The 11,431-nt window shown below is 28.7% G+C and carries 12 protein-coding genes, 1 tRNA gene and 1 pseudogene; 12 read left to right on the plus strand and 2 right to left on the minus strand.

The annotated features are described in order from the left end of the window. The 4 genes from H2684_RS12125 to H2684_RS12140 all read left to right on the plus strand — a co-directional run bounded on the left by H2684_RS12125 (position 1) and on the right by H2684_RS12140 (position 2,486). Positions 1 to 76, plus strand: a tRNA-Lys gene (locus H2684_RS12125). A 189-nt stretch (positions 77 to 265) separates the two neighbouring features. Beyond that, positions 266 to 1,099: a transporter substrate-binding domain-containing protein gene (locus tag H2684_RS12130; protein WP_243159348.1), complete on the plus strand. Its 834-nt coding sequence runs from the start codon at positions 266 to 268 to the stop codon at positions 1,097 to 1,099. A gap of 21 nt (positions 1,100 to 1,120) precedes the next feature. Then, positions 1,121 to 1,771: an amino acid ABC transporter permease gene (locus H2684_RS12135; protein WP_182089661.1), complete on the plus strand. Its 651-nt coding sequence runs from the start codon at positions 1,121 to 1,123 to the stop codon at positions 1,769 to 1,771. Continuing rightward, positions 1,764 to 2,486, plus strand: coding sequence for an amino acid ABC transporter ATP-binding protein (locus H2684_RS12140; protein WP_182089662.1), 723 nt, complete (start codon positions 1,764 to 1,766; stop codon positions 2,484 to 2,486). The genes H2684_RS12135 and H2684_RS12140 overlap by 8 nt, the downstream gene beginning before the upstream one ends. A 25-nt stretch (positions 2,487 to 2,511) precedes the next feature. Here the strand turns inward: H2684_RS12140 and H2684_RS12145 are convergent, their stop codons facing one another. Continuing rightward, positions 2,512 to 3,021: an HD domain-containing protein gene (locus H2684_RS12145; RefSeq protein ID WP_182089663.1), complete on the minus strand. Its 510-nt coding sequence runs from the start codon at positions 3,019 to 3,021 to the stop codon at positions 2,512 to 2,514. 203 nt (positions 3,022 to 3,224) lie between these two features. On the opposite strand from H2684_RS12145, the gene H2684_RS12150 reads away from it, so the two are divergent. The 7 genes and pseudogenes from H2684_RS12150 (at position 3,225) to H2684_RS12180 (ending at position 9,197) form a co-directional block, all read left to right on the plus strand. Beyond that, a complete protein-coding gene (locus H2684_RS12150) occupies positions 3,225 to 4,028 on the plus strand; it encodes a basic amino acid ABC transporter substrate-binding protein (protein WP_182089664.1) in 804 nt (267 codons plus the stop codon). Positions 4,029 to 4,155: 127 nt separating this feature from the next. Then, positions 4,156 to 4,806, plus strand: coding sequence for an amino acid ABC transporter permease (locus H2684_RS12155; RefSeq protein WP_182089665.1), 651 nt, complete (start codon positions 4,156 to 4,158; stop codon positions 4,804 to 4,806). Positions 4,807 to 4,820: 14 nt separating this feature from the next. Next, positions 4,821 to 5,556 (plus strand): annotated as a pseudogene (locus H2684_RS12160) (amino acid ABC transporter ATP-binding protein). A gap of 155 nt (positions 5,557 to 5,711) precedes the next feature. Next, on the plus strand, positions 5,712 to 6,734 hold the full coding sequence (locus H2684_RS12165) for a M42 family metallopeptidase (protein ID WP_182089666.1): 1,023 nt from the start codon (positions 5,712 to 5,714) through the stop codon (positions 6,732 to 6,734). Then, on the plus strand, positions 6,725 to 7,735 hold the full coding sequence (locus H2684_RS12170) for a M42 family peptidase (RefSeq protein ID WP_182089667.1): 1,011 nt from the start codon (positions 6,725 to 6,727) through the stop codon (positions 7,733 to 7,735). The genes H2684_RS12165 and H2684_RS12170 overlap by 10 nt, the downstream gene beginning before the upstream one ends. A 65-nt stretch (positions 7,736 to 7,800) precedes the next feature. Beyond that, complete coding sequence (locus H2684_RS12175; protein WP_182089668.1) at positions 7,801 to 8,760, plus strand: M42 family peptidase; 960 nt, start codon at positions 7,801 to 7,803, stop codon at positions 8,758 to 8,760. Next, on the plus strand, positions 8,757 to 9,197 hold the full coding sequence (locus H2684_RS12180) for a VanZ family protein (RefSeq protein WP_182089669.1): 441 nt from the start codon (positions 8,757 to 8,759) through the stop codon (positions 9,195 to 9,197). The genes H2684_RS12175 and H2684_RS12180 overlap by 4 nt, the downstream gene beginning before the upstream one ends. A gap of 27 nt (positions 9,198 to 9,224) precedes the next feature. Here H2684_RS12180 and H2684_RS12185 read toward each other — a convergent pair whose 3' ends face one another. Then, a complete protein-coding gene (locus tag H2684_RS12185; RefSeq protein ID WP_182089670.1) occupies positions 9,225 to 9,821 on the minus strand; it encodes a uracil-DNA glycosylase in 597 nt (198 codons plus the stop codon). Between the two features lie 157 nt (positions 9,822 to 9,978). Between H2684_RS12185 and H2684_RS12190 the strand changes: the two genes are divergently transcribed. Beyond that, positions 9,979 to 11,112 (plus strand): alanine--glyoxylate aminotransferase family protein, encoded by a 1,134-nt coding sequence (locus H2684_RS12190; RefSeq protein WP_182089671.1) that lies wholly within the window; start codon positions 9,979 to 9,981, stop codon positions 11,110 to 11,112. Positions 11,113 to 11,431 lie beyond the last annotated feature (319 nt).

Below are 11,431 nucleotides of genomic sequence, written 5' to 3' on the forward strand. Positions count from 1 at the left end.
GGTTCACTAGCTCAGTTGGTAGAGCACATGACTTTTAATCATGTTGCCCGGGGTTCGATTCCCCGGTGAGCCACCAAAAGAAGTACTTGAGTGTACTTCTTTTTTTATTGTACAAAATTTTTGTTATAGGACATAATAAAACAAATGATACAAAGCAAATATATTAATTAACTTGACTAAGGGATAGTAGTACTATATAATACGATATGTAGATAAGTGCATAATTATTAATATATATTGCATAATTATGAAGGGGGAATATAAAATGAAAAAGAATAAACATAAAAAAGTAATTGGAATTTTACTATTTATAACTATGTTAATAACACTAGTAGGATGTGGAAGTAATAATAATTCATCTAGTACCTCTGGAAATTCAGAGTCAGAAACTATGAAAAGAATTAAGGAAAATGGCAAAATTGTACTTGGAACAAGTGCTGATTTTCCACCTTTTGAATTTCATAAAAAAATAAATGGAAAAGATCAAATAGTTGGATTTGATATAGAAATAGCAAAGCAAATTGCAGAAGATCTCGGTGTTAAATTAGAAATTAAAGATATGAGTTTTGATGGATTATTAGCCGCTTTAAATTCAGGAAGTGTAGATTTTGTTATATCTGGTATGCAAGCAACACCAGAAAGAAAAAAGAACGTTGATTTTTCAGAAGTATATTATCAAGGTGATCAGAGTGTGATAGTAAGAAAATCAGATATAAATAAATATAAAAAGTTAAGTGATTTTGCAAATAAGAAGTTTGGAGTGCAAAAGGGTTCTACTCAGCAGGAAATTATGATGGAACAAGTTCCAAAGGCTAATTTAGTTGAACTTGCCAAAGTAAGTGATCTTGTTTTAATGCTTAAAAATAACAAAGTAGAAGGTTGTCTAACTGATTCACCAATTGCAAAGGCTTATGCAGATGCAAATGATGATCTAGCTGTTGCAAATATAAAGGTAGATGTAGAAAATATAGGAACTGCTATAGCAGTAAAGAAAAATAGTAGTGATTTGGTAAGTAAAATAAATAAGAGTATAGATAAATTAAAGGAAAATAATACTATTGATAAGTTACTTGTTGAATCAACGAAGCTCATAAACTAAATTATAGAAAGGATGTTTATTTTGGATTTTAGTTTTATAACTAAATATTATCCATTCTTTATTAATGGTGCAAAGTTTACAATTATTATCTCCTTTTTTGCAGTAATTTTAGGGGTAGTAGGAGGAGTAATAATTGCATTAATGAAAATGTCGAAAAACAAAATATTGAAGGGAGTTTCTTCTGCTTATGTTGAGTTTATAAGAGGAACTCCATCGCTTGTACAACTTTACATAGTAGTTTATGGGCTTCCAAATGCAGGAATTCATATTCCTGATATAGTAGCGGGAGTTATAGCACTTGGAATAAATAGTAGTGCCTATGTTGCAGAAATAGTGCGTGCAGGTATACAAGCTGTTGATAGGGGACAGATGGAAGCAGCTAGGTCACTTGGTATGAAAGAAGCAAAAGCTATGAGGTATATAATAATACCTCAAGCTATAAAAAATATTTTACCTGCTCTAGGGAATGAATTCATAGTTGTTGTTAAGGAATCATCTATAGTATCCATAGTTGGAATACATGAACTTATGTATAATGCAGATACTGTAAGAAGTGTATTGTTTAAACCATTTATTCCACTTGTTATAGCAGCATTAATTTATTTTGTAATAACATTTACTCTTTCAAGGATTGTCCGTAAATTTGAGGGGAGGCTTAAGCTCAGTGATTAAAGTAAAGGGATTGTATAAAAGTTTTGGAAAACTAGATGTATTACAAGGAATTGATACAGAGATAAAATCAGGTGAAGTTGTAGTTATTATAGGTCCAAGTGGATCTGGTAAAAGTACTTTTTTAAGATGTCTAAATCTCCTTGAAGAACCAACTGCAGGACAAATAATTTTTGAGGGAAATGTTATAAATAAGAAAAATGTAGATATTAATAAAATAAGACAGAAGATGGGCATGGTATTTCAACAATTTAATTTGTTTTCTAATTTAACTATACTTGACAATATAACTATAGCTCCAAGAAAAGTCAAGGGAATTTCTAAGGAAGAATCAGAAAAATTGGCATATAGTCTATTGAAGAGAGTCGGTCTTGAAGATAAAGCTGAGAAATATCCATCTCAACTTTCAGGAGGGCAAAAGCAGAGAATAGCAATAGCAAGAACTCTTGCTATGGAGCCTGATGTTATATTATTTGATGAACCAACTTCTGCACTTGATCCAGAAATGGTTGGAGAAGTTTTGGAAGTTATGAAGGAGTTAGGTAGAGAAGGAATGACTATGGTAATAGTAACTCATGAAATGGGTTTTGCAAGAGAAGTTGGAGATAGGGTTATTTTTATGGATGGTGGAAAAATAATAGAAGAAAATATACCTTCTGAATTATTTTCAAATCCTCAAAATGAAAGAACAAAAAATTTTTTGAGTAAAGTTTTATAGAACTGAATTGAAATTAAAAGAGTATCTATGACTTGATACTCTTTTTTAAATACAAATTTTCTAAATATTTTTTCCCTGTATAAGTTTTAAAGTATTTATTTTTCATATGTTCTATAGTTGATTTTTCAACATTATCTTCATATGCATTCACAAGAAAATCACTTTCTATAAGTATTTGAAGATCGATTCCATCAATTTTATTGTAACTATGATGATTTCCTATTAAAAAGCAGATTCTATCTATTTGGGATTTTGCTAAATCAGTATCTTTTAGGAGTTCTCTAGCTATAGGAGGCCCTTCTATTTCTTGATAGTTTCCTGCTGAGCTATTGTATTTTCTTTCACTTTCCTTAATTCCTATATCATGAAGGATTGATGCTAATTCAAGTATTAGCATTTCATCTTTACTTAAGTTTTCAAGTTCCCCTATACTTTTACTAAAACCATATACTTTCAATGCATGATTTACTCTTTTAATGTCGTTTCCAAAATAAAGTATCATTTTTTCTATAACATAGCTAGATATTTTACACATAATTACCTCCTCATAAATCTTATTTTTTATTATATACAATGTATATAATTATATCAATAGATAATATGAATTTAGTAGAGTATAAAATATTTTATAATTGTAATCCTATTCATTTAGTTAATTTATAAAAAACTCTTGAAAAAAATATACAATAAGTATATTGTAAATATTAATAAAAATATATAAAAAGGGGGATTTATTTTATGAAAAAGATTATTTCAATACTTATTACTCTATCAGTAATGACATTTTTATTTGCAGGATGTGGAACTCAGAATAAAAGTTCAAGTACTTCAAGTAGTGAAACTACACTTGAAAAAGTAAAAAAGGCAAAAAAAATAGTTGTGGCAGTAGATGATACTTATCCACCAATGGAATTCAGAGATGAAAATAATAAACTTGTTGGTATGGATATAGATATGGGAAATGCCCTTGCTAAAAAAATGGGAATTAAAATTCAATTTGTTTCAACGTCATGGGATGGAATATTTATGGGGCTAAAAAGCAAAAAATATGATGCTGTTATTTCTTCCGTTAGCATGACAGATGAAAGAAAAAAATCAATGACATTTTTTGGACCATACATTCATGGTGGCCAGGTAATATCCGTAAAAACTGGTAATACAACTATAAAGTCTTCAGATGATTTGAAAGATAAAATTGTAGGTGTGCAGATTTCAACTACTGGTGAAGATGTTGCAAAGAAGATTCCAGGAATTAAGCAAATAAAAACTTATGACAAAATAACAGATGCATATAATGATTTAATAATAGGGAGAACAGATGCAGTTATAGTAGATAATGTTGTAGCGAATTATTACAAACAGAAAAAGAGTGGTTTTGATGTTTTAAGTGAAGATCTTACAGATGAACCATTTGGAATAGCATTCAGAAAAGAAGATACAGATTTGAAAGCTGAATTTGAAAAAGCTTATAAAGAAATAAAAGCTGATGGAACAATGACAAAGATCTCAGAAAAATGGTTTGGATCTGATATTTCACAATAATATTTTATACAATAATATTTTATATTAATAAAATGCTAACTAGCCTGCCTCAATTAATATTTTGGGACAGGCATATAAAATTTAAATGATCAACTACTAACAAGAATTACAGAATTGGGAGGAAAATATGAATATAAATATAATTATTACCAGTATGCCAGTTATATTAAAAGGCTGTGTAATGACAATAGAACTAACAGTAATTTCTTTATTAATTGCTACTTTGCTTGGAATTTTAATTTCTCTTTTAAAAATATCTTCTAATAAATTTTTATCATATATTGCTTCATTTTATACATGGGTTGTAAGAGGAACTCCGCTCCTTGTTCAGTTGTTTTTTATCTACTATGGTCTTCCCACAATAGGAGTAACACTTACTGAATTTCAGGCTGCAGTAATTGCTTTAAGTTTGAATAGTGCTGCATACATGGCTGAAATAATAAGAGGTGGAATACTTGGTATAGATAAAGGTCAGACTGAAGCTGCAAAAGCTCTTGGGTTTTCTTACATACAGACAATGAGAATAATAATTCTTCCCCAGACAATAAGAATTATTTTACCTGCACTTGGAAATGAATTTATAGCAATGATAAAGGATACTTCACTAGTTTCTACAATAGCTATGGTTGAACTTATGAGAACTGCACAGCAAATTTCATCTGCTATGTTTGCGCCTGTAGAAATGTATTTTACTGCAGCATGTATGTATCTCATAATGACAACTGTGTTTACTGGTTTATTTACTGTTTTTGAGAAGAAAATGTCCAAATACAATTAGGGAGTGAGTAAAATATGTATATGATAGAAGCTAAAAATTTAACTAAAACTTTTGGCAATCTTACTGTATTTAAAGATATAAATGTAAATGTAAAAAAAAGGTGAAGTTCTAGTAATAATAGGTCCTTCTGGTTCTGGTAAAAGTACTTTTTTAAGATGCCTTAATAGTCTTGAAATACCTGACTCAGGTAATGTTAAGATAGAAGGAGAACTTATAGATTATAAAGATAAAAAAGCTACCAGAAAAACAATTGAAAAAATGGGCATGGTTTTTCAAAACTTTAATTTATTTTCCCATATGACAGTTCTTGAAAATGTAATGGTAGCTCCAATAAAGGTAAAAAAGGAAGATAAAGCTGAAGTGGAAGAGAGAGCTAAAAATTTAATCAAAAAAGTTGGGCTCATAGATAAGTTAGACATGTATCCTTCAAAACTTTCAGGAGGACAAAGACAAAGAGTTGCAATAGCAAGAGCTCTTGCTATGAATCCAGATATAATGTTGTTTGATGAACCAACTTCTGCATTGGATCCAGAACTTGTAGGAGAAGTTTTAAATGTAATGAAGGAACTTGCCAAAGAAGGTATGACTATGGTAGTAGTTACTCATGAAATGGGATTTGCAAAAGAAGTAGGTGATAGAGTGATATTTATGGACAGTGGGAAAATAGTTGAAGAAGCGTCGCCAGATGAAATATTCAATAATCCACAAAATAGCAGAACTAAATTATTCTTAAGTAAGATAATTACATAAAATATGATTTATTTTCATATGATAAATTTTTTTATATCATATGTCATTTAATAAAAGCTATCAGCAATAAATTATTATTGAGGATAGCTTTTTATGCTATAATTTTTAATATGACATGTAATTAATTTAATATGTTATTGGATTGGAGGGAACAAATGAAAGACTTAGATTTTTTTAAAAGAATATGTGAGTCCCATGCTCCTAGTGGAAGGGAAAATTGGATTTATCCTGTTATACAGGATGCTTTTAGTGAGTTTTGTGATGTAAGTATAAGCAAATTAAATAACATATACATAAATAAAAAAGGTAGAAGTTCAAACAGTATAATGGTCATGGCACATACAGATGAAGTGTTTTTAATGGTTAATAAAATTTTAGATAGAGGATTCATTGAATTTAAATCTGTTGGAATTGATGCTAAAAGTCTTGTATCTCAACAAGTTATTATACATGGAGTAGAAGATATAAATGGAATAGTAGCTTTTAAATCGAGTACTGAAGATAAAGATTTTACAGTTGAAAATATGTATATAGATTCATTTATGGATTCTGATAAGTTGAAGTCTTTGGTAAAAGTAGGGGATTATGTTACTATTAATAGGAAGATTGTACCTCTTTTAAATAATAATATAGCTTGTAAAACTGCTGATAATAGAGCTGGTATTGTAGCTATGTATGTATGCTCACAGGAACTTAGAAATGTAAATCCAGATTTGAATGTAAGTTTTGTTTGTTCATGTCAAGAAGAGGTTGGTCATAGAGGAGCAAAAATGGCCAGCTATGACATAAGACCTGATATTGGGATAGCCATAGATACTACTTTTGATGGTGGAAGTAATGGTGATATTGATAGAGAAAATAAATTGGGAAATGGACCTGTAATTTGTATAGGACCTAACATTCATCCTAAGCTTCGTGAAAGAATAACAGATACTGCAAAAAAATATAATATACCTTATCAAATTGAAGTAGAACCAGGAAATACAGGTACGGACGCCTGGGATATTCAAACTTCACTTGGTGGAATACCAACATTACTTATATCTATACCTATAAGGTATATGCATACTTCAGTGGAAATGGTTAATATAGAGGATATAAGAAATACTGGAAGACTTCTTGCAAGATTTATTCAGAATTTAAGTTCTAGTGAATTGGAGGGACTATTTTGTTTTTAGAAAAACTATGTAATTCTACAGCTCCTTCTGGTTATGAAGGAGATACAAGAAATTTAATAAAATCTGAGTTAGAAGGTATGAAACTAAACTATTCAGTTGATAGAATTGGAAATATTGTAGTACATAAAGAGAATAAAAAAGATAAATCTTCTAAAAAAGTTATGTTATCTGCTCATATGGATGAAATAGGTTTAATAATTACATCATATAATAGCGATGGAACTTTAAAGTTTTCAGTACTTGGAAATGTAGATAGAGCTTCACTTTATTGTAAAGTTGTATTAATAGGAAAAAATAAAATAAAAGGAGTAATAGGATTAAAACCGATTCATCTTCAGACCAAAGGTGAGAGGACTAAGGCAGTTCCTTTAGACAATCTTTCTATAGACATAGGGGCAAATTCTGAAAAAGAGGCAAGAGAAATTGTAAGTTTAGGTGAATTTGCTGTGTTTGATATAAATTATGAACAGTTGCCTAATAACATAATTAAAGCAAAAGCTTTAAATGACAGATTGGGGTGCTGTGCATTGATTGAAGTGTTGAGGGAAGATTATAATTTGGATTTGTATATAAGTTTTAATGTTCAGGAAAATGTAGGAAAAAGAGGCTCTATTGTTTCAATTTATAATATAAAGCCTGATGTTTTTATAATGGTTGATACAGTTTGCACGGATGATACGATTGATAAAGGTGAAAAATTAAATAATATAGTATTGGGAAAAGGACCGATTATACCATATAAGTTTGGAAAAACATTATTTGATAAAGATACTGTAAGTTATATAAGAAGTAAAGCACAGAAAGGTTCTATAGCATATCAAAATATTGCTTGTATTAAAGATAAAAATGAACTTTTGTCTTTAAATAGTATATCCTTAAGTTATAAACTAGGTTGTATACTTATACCATGTAGATACATGAATTCAATTGTTTCTGTATGTAGTTTAGATGATTATGAAAATACAATAAAATTATTACATAGCTACTTAAGAAGTTTTTAATTTGTACTTATTATAAACATATTGAAAGGAGATGAAATACTAGAATATTTTTCTGGTAGATATTTATGGATCAGCTTCTAATAGATTTAATTAATTCTTATGGAGTAAGTGGAAGAGAAGATGAAATAAGAGATTTAATAAAAAAACATTTAGTTAAAAATAATGTTAAGTTTTATGAAGATAGTATGAAGAATATTATTGTAAAAATGGGAAATGGGAAAGAAAAAATGATGTTATGTTCTCATATGGATTCTATAGGATTTATAGTAAGCCATATAAGTGAAAATGGAATGATAATAATGGATAGTATTGGGCAATTTAAAAAAGAATATGTAAATAATGGATTTATAAGATTTGAAAATGGAGTTTTGGGGAAAGTATCTTTAAATAAAACTAATATTGTTGCAGATATAGGATTGGATAGTAAAGAAGGTGTTTTGGATAAAATAAAAGAAGGGGATACAGCATCTTTAGTAGGACCATATTTAATTGTTGAAAATAATAATATAATAAGTCCAACGCTCTATAATAAAGTTGGATGTTATATACTTTTAAAGCTAATAGATGAAATGAAAGATGATAAAATACAAGATAAAGAGTTTGAAACGTATTTTGTATTTTCATCACAAGGTGAAATTGGAGGAGCTGGAGCTAGATCAGCTGCAAGGCAAATAAAGCCCAACTATGCTATAATAGTCGGAACAAAAGAGGATATCAGTAAAGAAAATGTAAGCATAGGGAAAGGGCCTGTTTTAAGAATAATGGATAAATCCCTAATAATGCATGAAGAAGTAAAGAAGATGCTAGAAGAAGCGGCAATTAAATCTAATGTAGCAATTCAACATAGTATAAGTACAGATAGATCTGAAGGTGGATCTGTGCACAAGGAGTTTTCAGGAATACCGACTGGTGAAATTGATATTCCTTGTAGGTATAAATATTCAATTTCTGAAATGGTATCTTTAGATGATATAGATAGGGAGATAAAGTTATTAAAACAATTAACTAGAAAGGTTTTAGTATGAATAAAAAAGTTAAATGGATATTAGTTTTATTGTGGCTAGTTATAATATTTGAATTTTCAAATCAACCGGCAACTATATCGGATGAAAAAAGTAAGTATGTTGTTTATCTATTTAGTGAAATGGGAATAAATCTTAATAGTTTATTTGGTAATTTTGCAAATTTTATAGTAAGAAAGACAGCACATTTTTCTGAGTATTTTGTACTTTATATATTGCTTTTTAATGCTTTATATGACAAAGCTAAAATGAAAAAGGTTCTTTTAATTGCAATAGTAATAGTATTTTTGTATGCTTGTTCTGATGAGATTCATCAATTTTTTATACCAGGAAGATCACCTAGGATAAGGGATGTTTTCATAGATACATTTGGTGGACTCATGGCACTTTTATTAAATTTTTATAGGTATAGAAAAAAACAAAATGTTAAGGTTATATAATTTTAATATAGAACAAAGTTCGAAGCTCTAAATTTTTTTTAGAGCTTCTTTTAATTTTATCCAGTCATTTTGGTATTTGTTTTTAAAGCTTTCATTTCTATTATAAGTTAATGCGGAAGGATGATACATAGGAAATATATGTGTTTTTAAATTTTCGTTATAATATAATTTACCATGGCAGTTGCCAATAGATTTAAATGTAGTAAGTCTTCTTAATGGTATATTTCCAAGGGTGACTATTATCTTGGGATTTACAAAATTAATTTCTTCATCTAGTATATCTCTAAATAAGTTTACTTCAGATATCTTTGGAGTCCTATTTCTTATAGTTTTCTTTCCGTTTTTACCAATGCTTATTTTTATAGGTCTGAAGAAACATGTGTTTGTTATTCTTATGTTACTTCGATTTAATCCTATTGAATTTAAGTATTTCTCAAAAGTCTTTCCTGCCATTCCAACAAAGGGCTTTCCTTCTATTATTTCATTTTTTCCTGGTGCTTCTCCTACAAATAAAATATTACAAGGTATAGGACCATTGCCTGTAATATATCCCCCAATACTAGAGTCAGTATAGCTATTACATATGAGTTTTATTTTTTCTTCTAAATATTTGTTTATATCCATATATAAATCCTTTCTAATAATTAAGTTTATTATATTTTTTTACTAAGTGTAAAGATTATTCTAATAATAGTATATCAAATGTATCAATACATTTTTATATATTGATAAGTAATGATATAATTTAGCCTAAATTAATATTAACTTAGAGGTGAAATTTATGAAAATTCCGTATATAATGACTCCAGGTCCTACTGAAGTTAGTGAAAATGTAAGACTTGCAAGAAGTAAAAGATGTACAAATCCTGATTTTGATCCTGAATTCTATGATTTTTATAAGGAAACTTGTGAAATAACTGCAAAATTTTTAAATACTAAAAATCAAGTGTTAATACTAAATGGAGAGGGAATACTTGGACTTGAAGCGGCATGTGCATCTCTTACGGAAAAAGGTGATAGAGTTCTTGTAATTGACAATGGAATATTTGGAGAAGGATTTGCAGACTTTATTAAATTATATGGTGGACAAGTTGTATTTTTTAAGCAAAATAGAAAAAGAGCCATAGATATAGATAAATTAGAAAAATTTTTAGAAAAAGATAGTGACTTTAAGTATGCTACAGTGGTACATTGTGATACTCCATCTGGAGTATTAAATGATATATCAAAAATATGTCCTATGCTTAAAAGTAAGGGAATACTTACTGTAGTCGATAGTGTTTCTGCTATGGGTGGAGAAAAATTGGAGGTAGATAAATGGGATATAGATATAGTAATAGGAGCATCTCAGAAGTGCATTTCTGCACCTCCAGGACTTACTATTTTAAGTGTAAGTTCCGATGCATTTAATTTTATGAAAAATAGAAAGAGTAAAATAGCATCCTTTTATTGTAATCTACTTGTATGGAAAGATTATTATAAAGACAAGTGGTTTCCATATACACCGCCTATAAGTGACATAGTTGGCTTTAGACAAGCTGTAGAAAACATAATAAAAGATAAAAATATTATAAATAGACATCATAGAATTTCTGTTGCAGTTAGAGAGGCTGTTAAAATGGCTGGATTGAGTTTATATACTGAAAATGGATATTCTAATACTGTGACAGTAATTGAAGTTCCAAATGGAATAGAAGATGCTAAACTTATAGATTATATGAAAGACTACTATAATGTAATGATAGCAGGATGTTTTGGATACTTGAAAGGTAAAGTTATAAGAATAGGACATATGGGTGAAAATGCAAAAGTTGATAAGGTAAGTTATACACTTTATGCTCTTCAAAAATCATTAGAGCATTTTGGATTTAAATGTAAATGTGATATGCCTTCTTATTTTTTAAATAAAATTTAGAAACATTTTAGAAATATATGTAGATATTTTATAGTTGATTTATTCTATAGATAGAGATATTCTAGAATAGAATAAATCAACATAACCTTGTGTGTCAATATAAGTATATATTAAAAAAATTGAGTATATAGTATATATAATAGATTAAATTAAGATAATGTAGTAATTTGATATTGAAAAGAATTAAGTCTGTGATATAATAAATTTCGTTGTCTTGAAGGAGAACAATACAATCCAAGCAAGACGACAAAGCAATGTAAATCAGCATTTAAAAAAAGATAAAAAAATGTTGACAAATGCAAAATAAGATGATAGAATA

This window comes from Clostridium sp. cel8, from assembly GCF_014050525.1.
Lineage (GTDB): Bacteria > Bacillota > Clostridia > Clostridiales > Clostridiaceae > Clostridium_B.